The 23,930-nt window shown below is 32.7% G+C and carries 23 protein-coding genes; 7 read left to right on the plus strand and 16 right to left on the minus strand.

Annotation, left to right across the window (positions count from 1 at the left end):
• Positions 1–151: 151 nt before the first annotated feature.
• Positions 152–1,999 (plus strand): tetratricopeptide repeat protein, encoded by a 1,848-nt coding sequence (locus BN863_RS05900; RefSeq protein WP_038528487.1) that lies wholly within the window; start codon positions 152–154, stop codon positions 1,997–1,999.
• 134 nt (positions 2,000–2,133) lie between these two features.
• On the opposite strand, the gene BN863_RS05905 is transcribed toward BN863_RS05900, so the two are convergent.
• The 4 genes from BN863_RS05905 to BN863_RS05915 all read right to left on the minus strand — a co-directional run bounded on the left by BN863_RS05905 (position 2,134) and on the right by BN863_RS05915 (position 7,570).
• Positions 2,134–3,138 carry a sugar kinase gene (locus BN863_RS05905; protein ID WP_038528489.1) on the minus strand — a complete coding sequence of 335 codons (1,005 nt, stop codon included), beginning with the start codon at positions 3,136–3,138 and terminating at the stop codon, positions 2,134–2,136.
• A gap of 354 nt (positions 3,139–3,492) precedes the next feature.
• Positions 3,493–3,639 carry a hypothetical protein gene (locus tag BN863_RS18445; RefSeq protein ID WP_158408969.1) on the minus strand — a complete coding sequence of 49 codons (147 nt, stop codon included), beginning with the start codon at positions 3,637–3,639 and terminating at the stop codon, positions 3,493–3,495.
• A 317-nt stretch (positions 3,640–3,956) separates the two neighbouring features.
• A complete protein-coding gene (locus tag BN863_RS05910; protein ID WP_038528490.1) occupies positions 3,957–6,248 on the minus strand; it encodes a TonB-dependent receptor family protein in 2,292 nt (763 codons plus the stop codon).
• A gap of 26 nt (positions 6,249–6,274) precedes the next feature.
• Positions 6,275–7,570 (minus strand): PQQ-dependent sugar dehydrogenase, encoded by a 1,296-nt coding sequence (locus BN863_RS05915; protein WP_038528492.1) that lies wholly within the window; start codon positions 7,568–7,570, stop codon positions 6,275–6,277.
• A 276-nt stretch (positions 7,571–7,846) separates the two neighbouring features.
• On the opposite strand from BN863_RS05915, the gene BN863_RS05920 reads away from it, so the two are divergent.
• The 4 genes from BN863_RS05920 (at position 7,847) to BN863_RS05935 (ending at position 10,371) form a co-directional block, all read left to right on the plus strand.
• Positions 7,847–8,128 (plus strand): EF-hand domain-containing protein, encoded by a 282-nt coding sequence (locus BN863_RS05920; protein ID WP_051774938.1) that lies wholly within the window; start codon positions 7,847–7,849, stop codon positions 8,126–8,128.
• 142 nt (positions 8,129–8,270) lie between these two features.
• A complete protein-coding gene (locus BN863_RS05925; protein WP_038528494.1) occupies positions 8,271–9,278 on the plus strand; it encodes a YHYH protein in 1,008 nt (335 codons plus the stop codon).
• Between the two features lie 132 nt (positions 9,279–9,410).
• Complete coding sequence (locus BN863_RS05930; protein WP_038528497.1) at positions 9,411–9,761, plus strand: penta-EF hand family protein; 351 nt, start codon at positions 9,411–9,413, stop codon at positions 9,759–9,761.
• A 7-nt stretch (positions 9,762–9,768) separates the two neighbouring features.
• A complete protein-coding gene (locus tag BN863_RS05935) occupies positions 9,769–10,371 on the plus strand; it encodes a DUF6702 family protein (RefSeq protein ID WP_038528499.1) in 603 nt (200 codons plus the stop codon).
• A gap of 55 nt (positions 10,372–10,426) precedes the next feature.
• Here the strand turns inward: BN863_RS05935 and BN863_RS05940 are convergent, their stop codons facing one another.
• Positions 10,427–11,587 carry a DUF6051 family protein gene (locus BN863_RS05940; protein WP_051774566.1) on the minus strand — a complete coding sequence of 387 codons (1,161 nt, stop codon included), beginning with the start codon at positions 11,585–11,587 and terminating at the stop codon, positions 10,427–10,429.
• Positions 11,588–11,906: 319 nt separating this feature from the next.
• Complete coding sequence (locus BN863_RS05945) at positions 11,907–12,419, minus strand: VOC family protein (protein ID WP_038528500.1); 513 nt, start codon at positions 12,417–12,419, stop codon at positions 11,907–11,909.
• A 156-nt stretch (positions 12,420–12,575) separates the two neighbouring features.
• On the opposite strand from BN863_RS05945, the gene BN863_RS05950 reads away from it, so the two are divergent.
• A complete protein-coding gene (locus BN863_RS05950) occupies positions 12,576–12,851 on the plus strand; it encodes a winged helix-turn-helix transcriptional regulator (RefSeq protein WP_038528503.1) in 276 nt (91 codons plus the stop codon).
• An 11-nt stretch (positions 12,852–12,862) separates the two neighbouring features.
• Here BN863_RS05950 and BN863_RS05955 read toward each other — a convergent pair whose 3' ends face one another.
• The 7 genes from BN863_RS05955 to BN863_RS05985 all read right to left on the minus strand — a co-directional run bounded on the left by BN863_RS05955 (position 12,863) and on the right by BN863_RS05985 (position 19,340).
• Positions 12,863–14,326 (minus strand): FAD-dependent oxidoreductase, encoded by a 1,464-nt coding sequence (locus tag BN863_RS05955; protein WP_038528506.1) that lies wholly within the window; start codon positions 14,324–14,326, stop codon positions 12,863–12,865.
• 140 nt (positions 14,327–14,466) lie between these two features.
• On the minus strand, positions 14,467–14,991 hold the full coding sequence (locus BN863_RS17945) for a GNAT family N-acetyltransferase (protein WP_051774568.1): 525 nt from the start codon (positions 14,989–14,991) through the stop codon (positions 14,467–14,469).
• Between the two features lie 14 nt (positions 14,992–15,005).
• Positions 15,006–15,761 (minus strand): YoaK family protein, encoded by a 756-nt coding sequence (locus tag BN863_RS05965; RefSeq protein WP_038528508.1) that lies wholly within the window; start codon positions 15,759–15,761, stop codon positions 15,006–15,008.
• A 189-nt stretch (positions 15,762–15,950) separates the two neighbouring features.
• Positions 15,951–16,952: an alpha/beta fold hydrolase gene (locus BN863_RS05970; protein ID WP_038528511.1), complete on the minus strand. Its 1,002-nt coding sequence runs from the start codon at positions 16,950–16,952 to the stop codon at positions 15,951–15,953.
• A 34-nt stretch (positions 16,953–16,986) separates the two neighbouring features.
• Entirely contained in the window at positions 16,987–17,346 is a 360-nt protein-coding gene (locus BN863_RS05975; RefSeq protein ID WP_084817480.1) for a septal ring lytic transglycosylase RlpA family protein, read from the minus strand.
• 35 nt (positions 17,347–17,381) lie between these two features.
• Positions 17,382–17,918 carry a DUF4251 domain-containing protein gene (locus tag BN863_RS05980; protein WP_038528516.1) on the minus strand — a complete coding sequence of 179 codons (537 nt, stop codon included), beginning with the start codon at positions 17,916–17,918 and terminating at the stop codon, positions 17,382–17,384.
• An 81-nt stretch (positions 17,919–17,999) separates the two neighbouring features.
• Positions 18,000–19,340, minus strand: coding sequence for a glycoside hydrolase family 1 protein (locus BN863_RS05985; protein WP_038528518.1), 1,341 nt, complete (start codon positions 19,338–19,340; stop codon positions 18,000–18,002).
• Positions 19,341–19,569: 229 nt separating this feature from the next.
• On the opposite strand from BN863_RS05985, the gene BN863_RS05990 reads away from it, so the two are divergent.
• On the plus strand, positions 19,570–20,571 hold the full coding sequence (locus tag BN863_RS05990) for an LLM class flavin-dependent oxidoreductase (protein WP_038528520.1): 1,002 nt from the start codon (positions 19,570–19,572) through the stop codon (positions 20,569–20,571).
• Between the two features lie 23 nt (positions 20,572–20,594).
• Here the strand turns inward: BN863_RS05990 and BN863_RS05995 are convergent, their stop codons facing one another.
• Genes BN863_RS05995 through BN863_RS06005 form a run of 3 tightly spaced genes read right to left on the minus strand, consistent with a single transcriptional unit; the run spans position 20,595 to position 23,820 of the window.
• Positions 20,595–21,152, minus strand: coding sequence for a GNAT family N-acetyltransferase (locus tag BN863_RS05995; protein ID WP_038528523.1), 558 nt, complete (start codon positions 21,150–21,152; stop codon positions 20,595–20,597).
• A gap of 31 nt (positions 21,153–21,183) precedes the next feature.
• The gene (locus BN863_RS06000; RefSeq protein ID WP_038528525.1) at positions 21,184–22,752 is read right to left on the minus strand and encodes a serine hydrolase; all 1,569 of its coding nucleotides are present in this window, start codon (positions 22,750–22,752) and stop codon (positions 21,184–21,186) included.
• A gap of 33 nt (positions 22,753–22,785) precedes the next feature.
• A complete protein-coding gene (locus tag BN863_RS06005; protein WP_038528527.1) occupies positions 22,786–23,820 on the minus strand; it encodes a Gfo/Idh/MocA family protein in 1,035 nt (344 codons plus the stop codon).
• Positions 23,821–23,930: the final 110 nt, after the last annotated feature.

The following is a 23,930-nucleotide window of genomic DNA, read 5'->3' on the forward strand; positions in this document are numbered from 1 at the left end:
ATGTCTATAAAATCAATAAGTTACAAGTTAATTTTATAAATACGTTTAGTATATAGGATTAAATGTGATGTTAAATCTGCGAATTACTTTCTAAATTTTATAAAATGAAGGTTGAATTTAGTTACTTTTAATTGAATTTTAGAAAGTAGTCATGAGTGAAGTATTACAAATCATAAATAAACAAAAAGATTTAAAAAAATATATTAAAGAAAATCCAAATTGTAAAGTTTGCTTTCGAAAAAAAAAGGGGTTAAAACTAGATAAAAGTGATTTTGAAAAACTTCAAGTACTATTTAATACAAAGCTCAAATCTTTAGGAAAAACGTTATTACATTCTGAGGATATTTTAGTGGTGCTTTCTACAAATGAAAAAGAAGAACATGCTTCAGACTTACCAGCACATCGTATAACGACATTAATTTTAGATTCTGGAATAATAGCTTTGCGTCACCCATATGCAGTAAGTGCTGTTTCTAATACAACGGATTTTTTTCAGATTATTTGGGAAAATATAGACCATATCGATTTAGTTGAAAATACAACCAATCAGCAATTAGAGGTGTTTCGGTTTTATGAAAAAAACAATGGCTTTTTTCACGATTTAAATATAAATAGATTTGGAATAGAAGATGTAAAGGCTGCTAAAAGCCTATTAAAGGTATTAGGTCAGATTGTCGATTATAAGGACAAATTTATACGCGAACACGCCGAATTACAATCTAATATTGAAAAATTATTTAATGAGGAAAACTATAATGAAGGGATAGATGCATTAAACGATTTTGCCGAAAAATACAATACCACAGATATTACTTTAGATGATTCTTCATTTTATTATTTTAATAAAACGTTTGGATTAAGACGAATGAAACGCTTTGACGAAGCCATACAGACGTTAGATGATTATATAAATTTATTTAAAGCAAAAGGCGAGATAGAATCTTATACTTACGAACTTAAAGGTGAACTTTTATTTGAGCAAAGGAAATATGTACAGGCTATAAATTGTTTTGCAATAAGTGAAGAAAATTACGACAATCTAGGGTATGAAAAAGGTGCACGTTCTAAGAAGGAAGAGGTGTATTACAAGCTAAAGAAGAAGTTTTTAAAGGTGCCTTATTTAGAGCGACGAATTATATTTATAGCTCAAGATATTTACGCAACGGTATCAGATGAAGTTGTGATACTCAAAAACACTAGTTTGCCTAATCAAATTAAATTTCCAGAAGAGCATCCGCAACTTAATAGCGTTTATGTATGTCATCCCATCCGACAGGATTATTATCTTCCGCTAGAAGCTTATAACGAAACATTATTGTTAGAGCGTATTCACGAGTTTATTTATCTACAACAGTGCTTGGGAGCTACACATTTGGAAGTCACAAATTTAAATACTGAATTACCAAAAAAGAATAAATCGGCTAAAACAGAAATTGAAACAGATTTTAGTGAAAAGCTTATACGAGAACAAGATTTTAAGCCTACTAAAACACCATTTATACCTAATGGATTAGCTTGGTTTCATTCAGAATTAAACTGGCAAAAGTTAGCAGATAAACGGATGCAAGAGAGTGTTAATTCTTATAAAGAAACTCTATCAAGCACTCAAAGTGAAAGTATTTCTGAAGAAGAATTAAAAATGATTAAAACCGAATTAAAAGTCCTATTACCAAAAACAGGAGAGAATTATAAAGGTAAAAGTGGACTTAAAAATGCTGTTGAGAATCTTGAATATTTAATTACAGTGGAATTTGAAGACACAAATAAATTACAAGATGCTGTAAAAAAACAAACTTCTCTTGAATCTTCAATAACAGATGATAATCAACATCAATTAAATTTGGAGAGATACGAAGAAGAAGTGTTATTTATGTTAGAAGATGATGGTAAAATAGACCCTTCTGAACGAAAAATTTTGAATAGAAAAATGATAAAGTTTGGATTGACAGAATCGGATGCTTTAGCAATTGAAAATAAGCATATTCGTGTTAAAAAATAGGTGCTTTATTATAATTAGATATTAAAAGTTAAAACGGTAAATATTTGAATTATAGTGATTCAAATATTTACCGTTTTTCTAAGAAATAGACTTTCTTATGTGTGTAATTCTCTAAAGAGAGGATTTATAGATCACTATCTTTTTAAGGCTCCAGACGTATCTCCGCCCATTAAACTTGTTACATTATCTAAGCTCGCCATATTTACATCTCCTAAAATAGTATGTTTTAAAGCGCAGGCTGCAGAAGCAAAATTTAGAGCATCTAAATCATCATCGTAATGTAATAACCCATAAATTAATCCAGCAGCAAAAGCATCACCAGTCCCAACACGGTCAATAACGTGAGAGATTTCGAACATCTCAGTTTTAATATATTCTTTTCCTGTCCAAATTCGTCCTTGTATTTCCTGTTCGGAAGCGCTTATAGATTTTCTTTTTTTACCTACAACACGTTTTATTCTAGGGAAGGCATCCATTAGTGCTTTTGCAGAATCTTTAAATTTTCCTTTTGATTCGCCAAGACCAAACATTTCATTAATTCCTCGTGGACTTGTAATTACTATATCGGTATGTTCTACCAATTCTGGCATAACTTCTTGCATGGTTTTACCATATTTCCACATGTTTTTTCTCGAATTTATATCTCCAGATACCATAATTCCCATTTTGTTAGCCGTTCTTATGGCTTCTAAACAAGACATGGCAGCACCTTCGGAAATTGCAGGTGTAATTCCAGTCCAGTGAAACCAATCTGCACCTTTTAATACGTCTTCCCAATCAATCATGCCTGGTTGTATTAAAGAAAAAGCAGAACCTTCTCTTTCGTAAACAACTACACTTGGTCTGTGTACAGCTCCTTTTTCAAGAAAGTACATTCCTAATTTATTGTCGCCATATATAATTTGATCGGTACTTAACCAGTTTTTTCTTAAAAATTGAGTGGCAGCTTTTCCTATGGCATTATCTGGAAATCGTGTCATATGTGCTGCTTTCATTCCTAAATAGGCACACGATATGGCTACGTTTGCTTCGCCACCTCCGTATACAAGTTCGAAAGAGTTTGCTTGCGAAAATTTTAGATATCCGGGTGGAGATAAACGCATCATGACTTCTCCAAATGTTACCAGTTTTTTTGACATATTTTTTAAAATTTTATTTTTTTTAGTGTTATTAGAATTTGTAAAGTCGTTATTAATTAACAGTTTGTCAATTTTTAAGTTTAGATATAAACACCTTTACAAATACAGAGGTCTTTTAAATATTCTATAAATAAAAGTACAATTTTTTAAGTAAAACGAACTCTTGTCATTTTATTAATTCAGAAAAAACATCGTAAAACCTCATGTCTTTTTTATGATTTTTGAAATTTTTATAAAGTGTCTGAAATATATAAGAAAGGTGAATAAGTAACTAAGTATTACTATTAATATATAATAAGGTCGTTTAAAACTAATGTTATAAACGACCTCTAATATTGCTATTAATCTTATTCTTTAATGTGTTAACAGTTCTTTTTTCTTAGACTTTCGTTCTAAGTAAGTGTGTGCTAAATAACCTAATTGAAGTGCAATAAATGCAATTCGTAGTTTTTTGTTTTTCATTATAATGGAAGCAGCTCCTATTAAAATTGAAGGTTTCATAGCATTATGTTTTTTAGTTATTAGATTTAATTGGTACGCACAATTTAGTTCAGTTTATTACATTTTAGAATCTTAGTTTATGTAACTGTTTTAGAAAGGTGTTCAAAATACTTGATGCCTTTACATTACATTTTTTAATTATATTCATAACAGTACAGCTTATTTTTCTAATTAGAATGTATTCGATTAAGGTACACCTATACTTCCGTTTAGATCAACTTAAAAGCATTTAGAGTTAACTCAGAAAAATAAGACTCAGTGAGCGATTTAAAAATACTTTAACTAATAATAAATTATGCTTAATTTCATTTTTTGATTTAAATTGAATATCCAACTTTTATTCCACCATACCAATTTCTAGGCAAACCAGGATAATAATATCGCGGCTCCGAATTACCAAACCCAACAGCATTTATAAGAATGGAAGACGCATAGTCTTTGTCTGTAATATTATTTATACCAGCGTTAGCTTCAATATAAAGACGATTTGTAATGTTTTTACTATATGATATTTTTGCATTTAACAAGGTGTAAGCTTCAGAATATAATGTGTTAGCATCATTTATAGGCATATCACCAACATGGAGAAGATTAGCATTAATTTTAAAATTGTTATATCCAAAATGAATACCAGCATTTATCTTATTATCTGGGACTCCAGTAAGTTCATTTCCTGAATAATCATTAGTGTCGTCGACAAAATTCACAAATTTATTTGCTGAAATTTCAGCATTTAAATATGGAGAAATATACATGTAAGTTGTAAAGTTATGTCTGTATTGCAACGCTAATTCTAGCCCTTTGTGCTCTGTTTTTCCTGCATTTCGTCCAATGTATTGGTCGTCTCCAACACGGTCTGCAACAAGTAAATTTTCTATATCTAATAGATAAGCAGAAACTTGCATATGTAACGCACTGTTAAACAAATAAAACGCACCACCAATTTCATAATTAAAACCTGTTTCTGGACCTAATTCTGGGTTAACAATACCTTCTGGTGTTAGTGTTTCTTCAATAGAAGGATAATTAAAACCACGACTAACATTTACAAAGGCACTACTATTTGGGTTAAATTGATAGTTTAGATTTAGATTGGGAGCAAATATTGGGTCAAAATCGCGATCAGCACTTTTATCAGATTCACCCGAATTGAAATTGTCGTTAAAGTCGTAATTGGTTTTATTGATGTTTATTCCCAATTGAGCTTTTAGTTTCGCTGTAATTGGTAAAGTAACCGTTGCAAACACATTTAGATTGTTTCTTTTTTCTAAATTATCACTCAATACAGCTCCTTCTAAGCTTCCATTTCCATTATTACTTTCATAAAGATTCTCTATCGTTTTCCAATTGTATTGGTCTTTATAAAGTTCTGCTCCAAAACTTAAGTTAGCTTCATTTTTTATAAAATTAAAATCTTTCGCAAAAAGAGTTCTTGCTCCATATCCATTGGTATATTCATCGAGAATATTAAATGGTCGAGGCTCATAATGGTCCAAATAATTGTAAAATAAGGCAGTTGTATTACTGAACTTTTCAGAAAAACGATGTGTGTAATGTATACCTGCTAATACTTGTTTATTATCTTCATATCCCTTAGCGGATCCCCAGGTATAAGCAGCTTGTGAGGAATCCTCTTCGAATGCCGTTTTACCTATAGAACTCGGGATTTGAGCGTAATAATCGGTGACATTTATTAAGACACCTATTTCATTTTTATCATTAAACTTATAGCCAGAAGTTAATAAGACTGTATTTCGGTTATAATTGCTGTTGTCTCGATAACCATCCGATTCTAAATGGTCGTAATTAAGATTCAAAGTGAATTTATCATTTGCTGTGGCCACAGAAGTACTATTTTTTAATAATCCGTAACTTCCTACTGTCAGGTTGCTTTTAAAATAAGTTTCACCAGCTAATGCTTGCTTTGAGTTAAGTAGTAATGTACCTCCTAAATTTGTACCGTATTGAGTCGCTTTTGGACCTTTAACTATTTCTAGATTTTCTATGTCTTCAGGATTATAAGCATCAATATCTGTAGTTCCCGTTCCGTTGGTAATTGGAATACCATTAAAATAGGCTCGTATTTTATTTGTACCATATAGTGTTCTAGAACCCACCCCACGAATTACGATTCTGTTAGTATTTAATGCACCACTCTGTATATAAACACCAGGAGTTTCATTTATTGCAGAGGTTAAATCGATAGGACTATATTCATCAAATTTTTGTGCAGTTATTTTGGTAGTGGGAATTATAACTTTACTTTCTTTCTGATAAGTTGAAGATATTATAACTTCATCTAAACGTTCTGTTTTTTCTAACGGCATGAGTTTAAAAACGCTATTGGTTTTAGAAAATTTAGCCGTTTTAATGTAATAGCCATCATGTTTAAATTTTAATTTCAGAGGAAACTGATACGAATCAGGTATTATAAAAACACCTGTAACATCTGTACTAGCAATTACTTCATTGTTTAGAAGAACACTTACATTAGAAATTGGTGTATTTTCATTATCGTGGATTTGACCACTAATATTTTGAGCATATAACGGATTTGTACTGGTGATTACAAACGTAATCACCAGTAGTATAAATGGTGTTAATTTCATGTAGTTTTAGACTTGGTCTTAATATCCTATTTAGTGTAGCTTACTTTCCATATGCAGTTACCAGAATCGTCGTTTACCAGTAAATCCCCGGTTGGAGTAACGGCAACACAAACTGGTCTACCGTAAACTTCGGTATCGCTGTCTTCTGCTATAAATCCAGTAAGGAAATCTTCTGGTTCTGCTGTAGGTTTTCCATTTTCAAAAGGAATAAAAACCACACGATATCCAGAAAGCACCGAACGATTCCATGAACCGTGTTGACCTACAAATACACCGTTTTTATATTTTTCCGGGAAACTATCTCCATCGTAAAAAGTTAAACCTAACGATGCAGTATGTGGACCTACAGATACATCTGGTACAATTGTTTTTGCAACTAAATCTGGAGCTTCACCTTTAAGTCGTGGGTCTGGAATAGAACCAAAGTAGGCGTAAGGCCAACCGTAAAATCCACCTTCTTTAACGCTAGTTACATAATCTGGCACCAAGTTGTCTCCAATTTTATCACGTTCGTTTACTGCAGTCCACAGCTCTCCGTTAACAGGATTCCAGTCCATACCTACAGGATTTCTAAGTCCGCTAGCATAAATTTTTTCATTTTCACCATTTAAATCAACCACTAATATATTAGCTCGGCGTACTTCTTCATCCATTCCATATTCTCCAACGTTACTAGCAGAACCTACAGAAATGTAAATTTTGTCTTCGGTATTATTTGTAATAATATTTCGTGTCCAGTGATTATTGTAACCACCAGCCGGAAGGTTTACTATTTTTTTACCTTCAGTAGGATTTAGTTTAGTTTGTCCTGCACTATATGGGTATTTGTAAAGACCATCTGTATTGGCAACATAAAAATAATTTCCAATAATTAGCATTCCTAGAGGTTGCTTAAGTTCAGAAAGAAAAGTTTCTCTTAACTCAATCGTTCCGTCATTATTTTTATCTCGTAATAAGGTGATTTTTCCCGCACTGTTTTTAGTATTGGCTTCGCAAACAAACATATCGCCGTTAGGTCCAAAATAAGTCCATCGTGGATTCTGAAATCCGTCTGCCAATTTCGTTACTGTAAAACCTTCTGGAGCAGTTGGCATTTGCCCTTCTGGCCAGTCGACTAGTTTATTCTGTTTTCTAACAGATTCTGTTGCATAAGGTTTTGGTAAAATAAGAGGACCAATTGCTGTTTGTACCGTATCTGCTGGTTTTTGAGCTATAATTTCTTTTTGCTCATCAGATACTTTCATTTCTTTTTCTTCTTTTGTTTTACATCCTACAACAGATATTAATAGGATACATAGTAATACTGTGTAATTTCTTTTCATAGCGATTTTTTTTTGAACATTGAAAATAATGCAATCCGTATAGAGGCTTTGACTCAATCCGTTTTTTAAAATAATTTTAACATTTGTTTTTAAAAAAGTAAATCAATTATCAAGGCTAAATCCTTGTCAATGAATAATAATACTGAAATTGAAATGGGCTTATAGAAGTAAAGTCGGTATTCACTTAAAGGTTTATACTATTCGCTGAATACTCATTTTTACTATGTGAATTTTATACAACTTTGTATGAAAATTAGACATTTAAATATAGAAATTATGAAATCATTACAGTCAAATATCGGATTATTAATGCTATTATTTTGTTTAACTAGTGTAACTGCAGTTAGTGCACAAGAACGAAATAACGAACAGAAAGAGCCGCCAACGTATGCCAAATTATTAGAAGATTTAGATGCTAACGAAGATGGAAAATTAGAAGAATCTGAAATGAAAGGACCTTTAAAAAACAACTTTTCTAAGATAGATTCAGATGAAGACGGATATATCAGTGAGGACGAGTTTAAAAATGCTCCAAAACCAAAAGGTAAAAGAAAATAGTACGATTATTATAGTCGGTTAATTTGTTGTTGTAAAAGCTTCATATGGCAGTATGAAGCTTTTGTTTTAATCAATGAATTAATTTGTATACTACTTCGTTGTTAAAATAAAATATTAGTCAATAATTAAATCGATTTTAAAAATGAAATTCAACCTTTTTAAAGTATCAATTTTAGGTATAACAGTAATGTCTTTAGCATTGTTAAGCTGTAATTCTTGTAGTAGTGATAACAGTTCGAATACCGATGATTCGGGAACGGATTACGATGGTGTTGTGGTAGATGTAGAATCATCTTATTTTTATACAGAAGCTGGCGGAGTTACTATAACTACAGAACCGTGTATACTTTCTAATGGATCACGTGTAGATTGTTATAAAATTGTAACCAACAGTATGCCTGCCGACCATGCTATGGGACCATGGTGTCCGCATAATATTAGCGATGGAGCCGAAGCAGGAGGAATTTGGTTAGAAGACGGCGAAGTGTACGATGTAGATGGTGCGTTTATAGAAAATATGGCTACATTTTATAACGACTCTAATTGGCTTATGTACGATGCTAATGGTGATGTTTTTATTACCGATAGTAAAGAAGACTGTATTAATGCAGCAAACCCGAATGTAAGTGCTGAATATAAAAATTTCTGCGTAGAATGTATTCCGTCTTATATTTCTGATATTACACAAACGTGGTTAATCCCGATTACCCCAGAATATCAAAACTCGGGAACACTTTTCGCTACAGGACCAGGTGGAGCAGGGGTAGATATCCCTTCTACACGTGGATTAGCATTAAACGGAATTGAATTTTCTGCACCAGCACCAACTAGTAATATATTAAGTGCATACACATTGGCGCCTTTTGATGATGCCGGAGGACATATAAACGTGCATCAAGGTTATCATTATCATGCCGCTACAGGTTTCGGTACTAAAGTAGAGCAAGAAGATGGACACGCGGCTTTAATTGGTTATGCGCTGGATGGTTATGGTATTTACGAATTAGAAGATGTCGAGGGGAATGTTCCAACAGATTTAGATGAATTACGCGGACATGTAGATAATACACGTGGGTATCATTATCATGTAGATGAAGCTGGTAACAATAACTTTATTAATGGATTACGCGGGGCCTATGTTGCTTATTAATTAAGCTGAATTTTGAAGGCAATCTCATTTTAAAATAAATAATGTATTTGGTCGAAGGTTGAACATTACAGTTTACAAATCTGTAATGTAGATTTAATTAAGGTTAGAAAAAGCTTAAATGAAATTTAAAAGATGAAAAAAATTATAGTATTAGTTGCTTTGGTTTGCAGCATAATGGCATGCGAACAAAAAAAAGAGAAAAAGCAAGACGAGATAATGACCACCAAAACCAGTGCGTTTTCAAGAAAGCCACAAGGTGGAGAAGGACGAAAACCAGAAGGTGGAGGCCCGCCAAGTTTCGAAAAATTATTAGCCGAAATGGATAGTAATGGCGACGGGAAACTTTCTAAAAGTGAAGTGAAAGGCCCTTTAGAAACTGATTTTTATAAACTTGATACCGATAAAGATGGTTTTATTTCTAAAACAGAATTAGAGCATGCACCTAAACCAGAACGCGGGCAAAGACCTCCAAAATCTAAATAATAAAAATATGAAAACGAAAGCTTTTTTTATTTTCAGTCTGTTGTTTATGTCTTGGGGCGCACAAGCACATCAAACCAATTTGTCGTCTACTGTTTTGGTAGAACAGGAAAATCAAAAATGGGTGTTACAAGTTAGTGCGTCGTTAACGGCATTCGAGTATCAGATAGAAGAATATTACGGAAAATCGTCATATAGCACTCCAAAAGAATTTCAGAAATTAGTTGTCGATTATGTAAGAGCACATGTGGCTATTACACTTAACGACAATCAACTTGCCGTGTTAACTCAGGGTATGATTAAGTTAGGTCATGAAACGAGTGTAACATTTCAACTTTCAGAAATGCCAAAAGATATTCAATTATTAAGTGTGTATAATGGTAGTTTTAGTAATATCTCTAGAAATAAAGGCGTCGTTTATATTTTAAAAGAAGGTTTTAATAGAGAACAATTCATCTTAAATAACGATAATAATCACACCGTTAAATTAAGAACAGCAGATTCAAAGTTTGAATTAGTTAAACAGGAGGAAAGCAAATCGTATAGCAACACTTGGGTTATGGCTTTTGGTGTATTAGTCGTGTCTGGATTCGGATTCTTAATATATAAATAATAAGGAGTTTTAATTCCGCTGTAAAGCAAAGTTATTCATCTATACCTTAAAACAATTAAGCATTAAAAAAATCGCATACTTTATTAAATACCAGATTAAAATCGTCTGTAACTTGCTGGTCAGAGCTTAAATTAGCCGGAAATGGATTTACATGTGTATAGGGTCTGTCAAAATCTAATTCATCCACCTTAATATTAATATCTCTATAAGCGCCTTTTAAGGTATTGATAATTTCAAAAGAGGGAATAACTTTATCCTTAGTTAAGGTTATGGCGTAAATTTGATCTTCGTGTTTTCTTAATAAGTCTTCTCTAAACACTCTTTTTTTCTGATAATCTAGCATGCAATTAAAGACTTCGCCTTCTAAATGATCGTTTAAAATATAATGGTTTAAGATGTTATCTGTCTTTAGAAATTTATCGAAATGTTCAATTAAAAATGAATACAAGGCTACATTGGCTTCACTATCTAAAATAAATTTAGACACCGAAGAGAATCTGTTAAAAGTGGTTCCGCTACAAAACAAACACATTTTACTATCTGAAAAGTAATTGTTGTAGTTCGTTAATTTTAGAATTTGTGCAAGAAAACCGCCAATAGAATATGCAAAAATATTAAAAGAGAAATCTTTACTAATATGTGGGTTTTTACCTGTCTTAAATTCTTCAATAAGCTGAATTATATCGTAGTAAGATTGTAGTCCAGAATAAATAAAACGCTGAGGCATGGCGTGTAATCTCATACTTATGGCAACATTAGACAACGTAGAATCTATAATGTTTGGGTATCTCTCTTTTCTGTTTTCACTCAATTTATACATATGTCGTTTATTGCTCCAATATTTAGGAGCGCGTTGCATATGAAACGCTAGCGGAAATAACACAATATGACTTCCGGTACCTTCGCAAATGGCTTGAGCCCAAGACAAATATTTTGTCCAATCTTTTTCGTTAAAACCATGTAATAGAAATATAACATTTTCAGCTACAGTTTTGTTCTTTGGCTTTATAATGGTATAATTAAAGAATCTATTTTCGTCTACAGAAATGTCTTTAATATGAACATTATCGTGTATCGTACCCACTTCTGTTCTAAATTGTGACGTGTTGGTTAAGCTTATGTTGTGCTTTAGGCAAGTATAGTCTGATGCTCCAGGTAGAATGTTATACGATAAAGATTCAAAAGGGTATTCTAACGTTTCTGTTTTGTTACTCATACTATTGGTCTTTAAAACTACTAAGTGTTACATTTTTATCAGATAGAATCGTATTATAAAAAGTCGATTTTTAGAGCGGATATTAGGGCGTTTTATGCCCAACTAAATTTAAAGAAATTCGAGGTGATAACGTAATTAAAAAGAAGCTTTTTTTAGGTTGTAAATCTTTGTAAAATCTAAGTATTTATGACTGTTAAGTTTCACTTTTTTGCTGTTTGGTTATATCCAAATATTAGCATTCTACACGTTTAAACGCATAAAAAAAACGCAAGCCCAATACGACTTGCGTTTTCTATCTATGAGATGAATTTTAAAAGTTCTATTTGGTATAGGCACCAGAAGAATATGTTAACTCGTAACTGTGTGTGTAGATTTCAAAAACAATTCCGAAAGGATCTTCAACATAACACATTTTAAACGGTTTTTCACCTGGATAATATTCTCGAATTGGCATACGTTGTTTACCACCGTAAGCCACGATTTTATCTATTAAATCTTCAATATTTGGGTCTTGAATGCTAAAATGAAATAATCCAGTGTTAAATGGACTAAATTCTGGAGCTTCTTTAACGCCATGAGGAAAACAGAAAATCTCAACACCTACACCATCTGAAGTTGATAAATGAGCAATTTCAAATTCTTCCCAATCTTCACCAAACACATCTATACACATAATACCAATAGCTGTATCTTTTTCTTTTTTAATGGTTGATGGTTCCATAATCGTATACCAACCCATAACTTCTGTATAGAATTTTACAGCTTTTTTAATGTCTGGAACAGTGATTCCAATATGTGAAAATGACTTTGGGTAATCTTGATTTACTGACATAGTTTTTGTTTTAGATTGTAAAATTACTCTATATTTGCATATTAAACAAGTACTTACTATAATGTGGTATAGTTACCAAAACGAGTAAATTGCTGATTTTAAGTAAAATAAATTTAAGTTTTGAATAAAGAAATTAATTGTCCGCTTAACTATACTATGAATTTAATAGGAACAAAATGGAAACCTTTAATACTATTTCATTTATTAGAGGGGAGTTTACGTTCTGGCGTATTACAAAAGCAAATTATTGGCATTTCGAATAAAATGTTTACACAAACTATTCGTGAACTCGAAAAAGACGGATTGGTTAAGAGAAAAGTGTTTCCTGTAGTGCCGCCTAAAGTAGAATATACATTAACAGAACGTGGAAAGTCGTTAGAGTCTGTTTTAAGAGGTTTAGATGCTTGGGGAATGCAAGATAGCCAGCTTTAGAACATGGCCATTTAGTTATTTTGTTCTTTATTGATGCTACCTCTAGGTTTGTTGCTTTCATGCAATACAATGTCTGAGTGTAAAAATTCTGCTGCTGCAGCAGAATCTTTTACTTTTTTGGCACTCCGCACTAACATTTCTGTTTCAAAAGCATTCAATACACATTCTTGTATTCCTGTTTTTCTCCATTCAGAACCAGGTCTACAACCTTTTGAAATTTCACGAGCCAATGATAATGCATCTAACAATGCCTGATTGGCGCCTTGCCCTTTAAACGGACTCATAGGATGAGCAGCGTCGCCTAATAACGTAATTTGTGCTTGTTCTTTTAAATCTTCGGGATGAAGTAAAGCACGATCATAAACAGGATATCCAGAAATGAACTGTGATTCAGTAGCTTTTAAAATCTGCGGAATAGGAGTGTGCCACGGTGTTCTTTTACAAGCTTCTGTTTTAAGTGCTTCAGGACCTTGAGCACTTAGAGCTTTTGCTTCATCTTCTGCCATTGGAAAACTAAGTTGCCACATGACCGCATTAGCAGAAAAGGGCATCATGTAAATACGTTCATTTCCATTAGCAGTTTGGAATACCGTCGCAGAGTCGAGTAGCGGGTTTTCAAGGTGTTCAAGATTTTTTAACGGACAAATACCTAAAATAACAATACAATTAAGGTAACGTAGCGGACTATGTAAAGCATTTGAGATGTGATTTCGTACAGCACTTCTAATACCATCTGCACCAACAATTAGGTCTGCTTTTTTTGTTTTTAATTCTCCGTTAACTAGAAAATTTAGAATCAATTTTTTATCATAATCTCTTTTATAATCAATGAATTGATGATTCCACAGTATCTGCTGATGTCCGTTTAATTGTTCTAATAGAGCCAATCGTAGTGACTGTCTTGCTATATGTATGTTAGTATGTTTTTTTGTAGGTTTTGCTTCTGGATGCATCCATTTTCTAAAACCCCATTCACCAATTACTGATCCGTTTGTGTTATGTACAATATGGCGTGTAGAAACAATACCATCTTTTAAGGTTTTTATACCAAATCCAGACATGGCTTTACTAGCTTGTTGTAAAGTGAGTCCGTAGCCTTGAGAACGGGCATCGAAACTAACATCTCGTTCAAAAAGTGTAAACGGAATGTTTCTATGTAAGCAAGCAATGGCTAAAGCTACACCCCCAATACCAGCGCCAATAATGGCAACATGCGGATAGTTTTCAGTATCAGGAATAGGAGAGTTGGCCGTAGCAATTAATCCAGAACCATTGCATGTTGTACAAGAATATTGGCTAGATTTAGGAGGTGAGGGCGGTTTACCTTGGCTGTTAGCCTTTTTAAAGACAGCCAATGCGTTTTGATAGCGTAATCGCTCTTGCTTTCTTATACGTCTATTTTTCTTTCCTTGACCTTGGCATTCTAAACATGTTGTCCAATTTGTTTTTTCTAGATTCAATTTTTCGTTTTGCATGTTTTTATTTCCTATACCTGGGCAATTAACTGTATTAATAATTAAATGTAACCTTTAATTAGATTGTAGTAAAGAGACAATATCGACTTTATGTTTTTTTAATTATATCTGTTGATCGTAAAAAGTGTAATTCAGGTTTATTAAGATATCTGTAGGCCATTTATTTTTACTTCATATCTTCTATCGGTGCAATCGTCTTTTTCATTAAAAAATTCGTGTACTGGTTTCATGAATTTTTCTAAAACCTTTACAGATGCAATATTGTCTATGTTTACATCTGCGGTCACTTTTTTAACTTTTAGATTTTCGAAATAATATTTCAACATTCCTTTAGTGGTTTCAGTTCCAAATCCTTTACCCCAATATGCTTCTCTAAATCTATATCCTAATTCTTTGTCATCATTTTCATTGATTAGAAATAATGAAAGTCCAATTAATTCAGGGTTTTCTTTAATGTAAATTCCACATATACATTTGCGTGTGTTTAAATGCGATAATTCTAAATTCAAGTTTTTATTGAATATATCGGTTATTTGAAGTTCCGATAATGGTTGTTGTGGAATTAACCTTAGAACATTTTGGTCTGTAAAAAGTTCAGAAAAGTATGTTTTATCTACAACTTCTAAGCGTTTAATAATTAATCTTTCGGTTTCGAATAATATCATGTGTCCTGATTAAATTATACGTTTTTATGTAACGTAATTTGTCTTTGTTTGTATTTTCTTTTTGTTCGGATTAATTTATATCTCAAATCATCAAAAGATAAACTGACAAGCAAAATTAGTGCTCCAAAAATTAAGCTGTTCAATTTTAAGTTAAGGCGTGAGTAAAGAAATCCACCTATTAATCCGCCTAAAAAGAAGAAGCAGATTATAAAAATTCTCAGTTTAATTGTTGCTTTAATTTTTTCTCTATTTGGATGAGATTCAGGAAATAAAAGTTGAGAGAATTCAATGCCTAAATCTGTAAATAATCCTGTGAGATGCGTTGTTCTTACAACTGCATTAGAAATTTTTGTAACAAATGAGTTTTGAAGTCCCATTGCGAAAAGTAATAGACAGACTATAAAATCGGGATATTTTATTTGTGTTGTATTACTTATAATTGCGATTGATATTAGAATAAAACATTCAATTAAAGTTGGTAAAACAAATACGTTAAGTTTTTTATTCGCCTTGAATTTTTCAATTAGGAAACTGGATACAAAAGAACCGAGAAGAAAAGAAAATATATAAAGAAAATAAATAGTTCCAATCCAGAAGTCAAAGTTTGCTACATCACTAATAAAGAGTGCAAAGTGCCCAGTGACGTTAGTTGTAAGTTGATGAAAAGCTAAAAATCCAGAAACATTCACGATTCCAGCAACAAAAGACAAAATCGTAGCAATTCGCAGATTATGTTTTAAAGTTCTGCTTTTACCCTGATGTCTAAACATTTAATTCATATTTGGTTGAGGTCGTTAAATTGTACAAAATCTAAGTAAAGATTTCATATTAATGACACCCAAATATAAGTTAAAGAATCTGTTTTTTACCAAATTGTGCAGACTTCTAAGCTACTATGCTAATAGATTTAAAACATATAGAATAGCTTACACGAGTAAGTAAATTAGTTTCTAGTTTATTTACGATTTTAAGAAGTTAATTAACGGTGTAATAAATCGATCAAAACTTTCTATATGTGGTAAATGGCCAATATTGTCTAATTCTATAAGTTGCGCATCTGGAATAGCTTTCTGAGTTTTCTTTCCTAATTCATTATAAAGTCCCATGGTTTTTCTAACGGCATCTGTTACCAAAGGTTTGCCTAAAGCGGTTCTATCTCTTGTGCCGATAATTAATAAAGTAGGTGAACTAATTTTACCAAATTCGTAAACCACGGGTTGTGTAAAAATCATATCGGACGTTAATGCTGAATTCCATGCGATTTTTTTATAATCAGAATTTAATGTCCAACCCGCCAATAGATTTACCCATTGGTCATATTCGGGTTTCCATGTGTTATCGTAATAACTAACGAGTTGATATTTTTTAATAGATTCATAATCTTTTTTTAATTCACTGTTATAATTCTCTTCTACCGATTTATAAGGAACTTTTAGTTTCCAGTCTTCTAACCCGATTGGGTTTTCTAATATTAATTTTTCGGTAATTTCAGGATACATTAGAGCAAATCGTGTAGCAAGCATACCGCCCATAGAATGCCCTAAAACAGCCGTTTTTGAAATGTGTAATGTATCTAGAACTGCTTTTGTATTTTGTGCCAGTTGCTGAAAAGTATAATGAAAATGTTCTGGCTTAGACGATTTTCCAAAACCAATCTGATCAGGAACTATAACACGAAAACCAGCTTTAGATAATTGCTCTATAGTAGTTTTCCAATATGCGCCATTAAAGTTTTTACCATGTAATAACATGATATTTTTTCCATTGTAATTCGCTGGTTTAATGTCCATATAGGCCATTTGCAAATCTTGATTCTGGATGTGTAAGTCAATGGATTTAACAGCGTATGGATAATTGTAATTCGATAATTCTAAATCTAACCATTGTAAATTTTCTTGTGCATGTGCTAGTTTAGGGATGGTTAAAACTATACAAAGTATTAAAATTGTTTTTCTAATCATATCAATTTGTATTTAAAACGAAACTCATATAAGATTATTCTTCTAGAATTTCAAGTTTTACGTTTGCAATGCCTTCATGAATGAGGTCTATTGTTTTAGCGGCAGTAAATGACAAATCTATAATACGACTTTTTTTATGAGGTCCACGATCGTTAATTCTAACTATTACAGATTTGTTATTCCTTAAATTGGTGACTTTAATTTTTGTATTAAATGGTAATGTACGGTGTGCAGCAGTTAATTCAGAAGCATTATAAAGTTCACCACTAGCTGTTTCTTTACCTTGAAATTCATTACTGTAATAAGATGCTTTTCCAGTAGTTTTTTGAGCTAGTACCGTTTGGCTAACCATTATAAGTAATGAAAAACAAATAATTCGAATGTATAAAGTCATGAATTGAATTTAAGGCGTAGTGGTTTTATAAGACTTTAATTAGAAGCTTCGTTTTCTTCATCTTTCTTTAAAGCTTTAATACTTCCATCGTAAGAAATACTATTTCTATTGCTACTATAAATAACTAAAGATGCTGTTTCCGGACTAAAAACACGAAGCGTTACATCTATTTTTTCAGATTTATGAGATGTTGAATAACTAACGGTAACCACTTGTTTTTTGTCATTAAAACTTAGCTTATAATCTTCATACGGACCGTCAAATTTTATACCGCCATCACCACCGTAGGAAGCAATATGTGCCACTCCAAAATAAGGTAAATAAGCATCAGTTGAATCTTTATCAACATTTAAAAAATTAGTATTTCCAATTAAATTAATACGTCTACCACCTTGAGATGTAGCCCAACTGCCCTCGAACGTATATTGTTTTGTATCGATAAGTTTTTTTATGGCTGTATAATTTTGTTCCGCTTTTTCTTTCTTAGCGGCTTTTTTTTCAGCTTTAGTTTGTGAAAAAGTAAGTTGCATCCCGAAAACTAATACGACTAATAAAATGATATGTTTTTTCATGATGTAAAGATTTTAGTAGAATATAACAAAAGATATACCAACTTAAAAATATGACTTAAGATAATATAATTATTCTGAAAATCAAATCTTGTTGTTTCGTTTACTTAAGAACCGTTTTAACCATAAACCCGATTTTTTAATGGTGCGTTTCTGTGTGCTAAAATCGTTGTGAATTATACCAAATCGAGGTTTTATACCTTCTGCCCATTCAAAATTATCGACTAACGTCCATATAAAATAGCCTTTTATGGGCATATTATTTTCAATAGCTTTAAGGGTATATTTAAAAGTTTTCTTGAAGTAGTTAATTCGGTTTTTGTCGTTGACTTTTCCATCGATTAATTCATCTTCAAAACACACGCCAGACTCTGTAATATAAATAGATTTTATTTGGGGATAGGCATTGAATTTTTCTAACATTTTATATAATCCTTTCGGATATATTTCCAAATTCATGGCATTTATCTTAACATCTCTTTTTTCTGCAGGAACTTCGGTTGCAAATAGAATAGGAGGGAGTAAACTAAATTTAGCTACGACTTTAAAATAGTATTGTACACCAATAAAGTCGAAATCGAATGGCAATAATTCCTCATCTCCAGGTTTCATATATTTAGACATAAAATTTAATCCGGCAAAAGCATCTGTTGGATAGCCCATGCCTAACGCTGGTTCTAAAAAGAATCGATTTAATAAAGCATCAACACGAACGGCTGCATGTTTATGAATTACCCGTCTGTTAAATGGACGCACATAAGAGCAGGAAAAGGTGGTGCCAATACTAGCTTTTTCAACATTTTTTCTCACAATTCGGCCTCCTAGCGACTGACAAAGAGCAGCGTGATGCGCAGCGGGTAGAAAGTTTGATACGCCTTTTTTTCCAGGCGCATGCATGCCCATATAATAGCCTAAACCCACAAAACTCATTGGTTCGTTTAGTATAATCCACGTTTTAACTTTCAGGCCATATTCTTTTGTACAAAATTCGACATAAGTTTCAAACCAATGCAATATATTTCGATTGGTCCATCCGCCTTGGTCTTGTAAAGCTTGAGGTAAATCCCAATGGTAGAGTGTAACCCAAGGTTCAATGCCTAATTCTAAAGCATAATCGATAACATCATGATAAAACTTCACGCCTTCAGCATTTACGTCGCCAACACCTAAAGGGAAAATTCTAGACCATGATAATGAAAACCTAAAACAATCTAAATTAAGGGCTTTAACATGAGCAATGTCCGCTTTGTAATTGGAATAAAAATCGGTTGCCGTATTTCCATTTCCTTTTTTAAATGATGTTTTATGGGTAAAGGTATCCCAAATAGATGGGCCTTTGCCATGACTGTTATAAGCGCCTTCATTTTGATAAGACGATATGGTGACGCCCCATTTAAACTGTTTTGGAAATTGTTTTGATTTCACGAATTATTTGGTCTAACAGCGATGCATTTATGTGAAATAACATGCCGATTTTAATATATAAAAATAGCATTTACAAAGGCGTTATGGATAACTTAAACTTTAAGAATAGATTAAGTTTTATCATAACAATCTTCGTTTTAATCTTCATAAATTTGATGAATCTTTTTCAAGATTTATAGGTTGCGAAAAGATGGTTTAAATTAAGTATAGAATAAATAGTTAAGGTAATATGAGTCGAGGTAGTTTGAGTAATATAAAGTTTTCAGTGTTAGATTTAGTTCCTATTACAAAAGGAAATACCCAACAACAAGCTATGCATAATGCTTTGAATTTAGCACAGCATACCGAGGCATTGGGCTTTTCCCGCTATTGGATTTCTGAACACCATAATATGGATAGTTTAGTAAGTTCTGCTACCGTGGTTTTATTAGGATTTATTGCTCAAGGAACTTCAACTATTAAAGTAGGCTCTGGTGGAATTATGTTACCTAATCATGCGCCTTTAGTGGTTGCAGAACAATTTGGAACATTAGAAACCTTATACCCAGGACGTATAGATTTAGGTTTAGGAAGAGCACCAGGAACAGATCAGCGTACCGCAATGGCATTACGTCGCGATAGGCAAGAGAGCGTTCAGGATTTTCCGAATAATATTCAAGAATTACAAGATTATTTTACAAATGAAGATTTAGGGAATCCAGTTAGAGCGATTCCTGGAGAAGGTTTAGACTTGCCTATTTATTTATTAGGGTCAAGTACATTTAGTGCCGATTTAGCAGCTAAAAAAGGGTTGCCTTATGCGTTTGCAAGTCATTTTGCACCAGCTCAGTTATTCGATGCCTTACATATTTATAATAATTCTTTTACTCCAAGTTCTACACACGAAAAACCTTATAGTATGGCGTGTGTAAATGTTATCGCTGCAGAGACAGATGCTGAAGCACAAGTTTTAGCAACGAGTTTATTTCAATTGGCTATGGGAATAATAACGAATGTGCGCCGACCACTGCAACCACCTGTAGCATCTATGGATGGTATTTGGAATGACCAACAACAAGCCATGATTATGAATATGTTGCATTACACATTTATTGGGTCTAAAGCTACAATTGAAAAAGAGATTTCTGAATTTGTTGCTAAAACACAAATACAGGAGTTAATTGTAGTATCTCATATTTATGATCATGAAGCACGTAAAAAATCTTATGAAATATTGAGTGAAATATTTTAAGATGATTAAAACAAAATAGGGTATTAAGCTGTATACTGAAGATGTTTTAGTGTTTTACCAACTAAATTTCTTGTGCCTACCATTTTAAATCCGAGATTTAAATATAAGTGTTCGGCTTTCAGATTGTGTTCTTCTACAAGTAATCCCAAGGTTTTATGTTGTTTATAAACGTAATTTTGGATTATAAACTTTAAGAGCATTGCTCCAACGCCCTTTCCTTGTTCACTTTTTAGTACAGCGAAAGAGTCAATATATATTTCGCCAGCTTCAGTTTCGTCTTCAGGATTAAAGTACATATTATAATGTGTGGTTATATATTGATGAATGGGGTGTCTTAATGATTCTAAAAGTGCACCATCATAACAATTAATTGCAGCAATAACACGATTTTTATTTTCTACAACATAACAATTTTGATAAGAATATTGGTTGTTTGATTGTGCTGTAAAGTGCTGTAAAAATGCAAGTGCTTGGTTGTGATTTTTAACTCCTAAAAATTCATAAACAATAGTTTCCATAGCCGTGAGTAAGAGTTGGGCTATGGCATCAGCATCAGTTATGGTGGCTTTCCTAATAAACATGTTTTGTCGTATATATAGACTAATACGATATTTAGTCTATACGCTCCAGATTTAAATCGTGAAAATCGAAACTAAAATCGATGTTAGGCGAGATTCCTTTCATTTTAATTTGCATGGCTTTGCCTTCTTCATTCAAATTAAAAGTTGCAAAAGCATCGCAAGGCATTCCTGTAAATTCCCATTTCACGGCAAAAGTAGTCGCTTTATAAAAAAACATGGGGCCGTTTAATTTAGGTGAGCGCTTAGACGTAAACCAAAGTGAATCGTTTTTTTCTGTAATTGTGATATCACCAAACCAAGGGTCGTTGTAGGTTCCTAAATACTTATTCTTATCAATTTTTATTTTTTTATTGGCTTCTACAGTTTCCCAAACGGCCTTTGTAACGGCGTCTCCATCTTTTTCTTTACTTTTACTATATTCTGAAAGTTCGGTAACCCAATCTTTTTTGTCAAGTCCTAAATACATATCTAAAATAGTTTCAGGAACAGCATAAAACGCATAGCCTCCAGGATCTGTGTTAGTTAAGACCACGATACCTAAATTAAGTTCAGGGATTAGCATGGTACGCGATAACATGCCTGTTAGCCCACCAGTATGACTTACCATAATTTTTCCTTTAACATCAGATATTTTCCAACCTAATCCATAGGCTGAGAAATGATTATCTCGGCGTCCGTCTCCATATATATTGTATCCTGTCATGGTAATTGGTGACCACATTTGTTTCTGTACAGCTTCAGAAAATAGCGTTTTAGATAAATTATCTCCGTATTTTCCTTTATTAAGTTGTACAAGCATCCATTTGGTTAAATCGTTAACTCCTGCATTAATTCCGCCAGCAGCACCAACTAAATCACCGCCATCGTAAGGTGAGAGTTCTTTAATTTCGTTATTGTAAGAATTGTGTGGCATGGCCACATTTGCATTTTTAGGAATACGGTTAATAAGTGGTTTAGCTGTTTTCATATCTAGCGGGTCGAAAATACGCGTTTGTATAAAGTCTGCCCAAGAAGTGCCGCTTACTCTGTATATAACTTCTCCTGCTACTAAATATAATAAGTTGTCGTAATCGTATTGGGTTCGAAAAGCAGATGTTGGTGTTTGGTATTGAAAACTTTTAATAATATCGTCTATAGTAAAATCTCCAGTGTCTGGAAAAATCATTAAATCTCCAGCGCCTAAACCTAAACCACTTCTGTGCGTTAGTAAATCGGTGATGGTGAAATTTGTAGTAACATAATCATCATACATTTTAAATTCAGGTATATAATCTACAACATGATCATCCCAAGATAATTTACCTTCATCCACTAATATAGCAAGTGCTGCACCTGTAAATGCTTTTGAATTAGAGGCAATAGAAAATAAGGTGTTGTCGTCTACTTTGTCTTTCGTTTCAATAGATTTTAAGCCATACCCTTTAGAATGTACAACTTTTCCATCTTTAACAATAGCAATTGCCATTCCTACAGAATTATTTAAAGCCATTGTTTTTGAAACTAAAGAGTCTATTTGCGCCGAGCTTACATTTTGCCCCCAATGGTTTAAAGTAAATAATAATAAGAAAGTAAGGATGGAAAAGCTTTTGTGAAAAGACATACGTTATATACAGATTGAATTAAAATTTTAAATTTATGAAAAAATAACTTCAGAATGCGTTGTAGACGATTTATAAATACCTTCAATTAAAGCTAAAGATTTTAAACCTTCTTCGCCATCTATTTCGGGTTGGGTGTTGTTAGAAATGGCTTTAATAAATTCTGAGATTTGTGTTTTATGTAAAGCATGTCCAATGGCTAACGGATCCGAGGCTCCACTAGAAGCGTCTAGGTCTGTTTGTTTTGGGTTTCGGTCATGATTTTTAATATCCCATTTTATAATTTTTCCACCTTCTAATATTATCGTACCATGTTCTCCATAAATTTCTAAACGCTCAGGGTTTCCTGGATAAAGCGCTGTTCCCGCGGTAATGGTACCAATTGCTCCGTTTTTAAAATTCACTAGAGCATGAGCTAAATCTTCACCTTCTATATTATGCATTTTAGTATAAGTTTTACCAAATACACTGTGTACAGCGCCCATGGCATTAATGAGAAGATCTATGGTATGAATCCCTTGGTTTATAAGTGCTGCACCGCCGTCTCCAAGCAACGTACCACGCCATACACTTTCGCTATAATATTCTGGAGATCGATTCCAATTTATACTCGCATTACCCATCAATAATTTTCCTAACCAGCCTTTATGTATCGCTTCTAATACGGTTTTATAATCTGTAGCATATCTGTTCTGAAAAACACAGCTCAGTTTAACATTATGAGTCTTACAAGCTTCAATCATAGCAGTTGCACGCTTTACAGAAATTTCTAAAGGTTTCTCGCATAAAACGTGAATGCCCGCTTGTGCGGCAGCCCGTGTTGACTCTAAATGACTCCCACTTTGTGTACAAATACTAACAATATCAATTAGGTTTTCATTAAAAAGGGTGTTGTAATCTGTATATACAGGAACGTTAAAATTGGCTTCCGCTTGCTGTATTCTAGATTCAGAAGACGTACAAACTGCAATTAATTTGGTGTTTGATAGGTCGTTAATACATTTTGCATGCGTTTTAGCAATAGATCCACTTCCAATAATTGCAATATTATAGATTTTTTTGGCTGTCATTTGAGTTGAATTTTGAGTTGAATTCTATTTAAGTAACTACTTTTTTAACCCAACATTATGTTATAAAAATAGAAAAAATATATCTGAAAAATATTTCAATCGTTTGAGTG

The organism is Formosa agariphila KMM 3901 (assembly GCF_000723205.1).
Lineage (GTDB): Bacteria > Bacteroidota > Bacteroidia > Flavobacteriales > Flavobacteriaceae > Formosa > Formosa agariphila.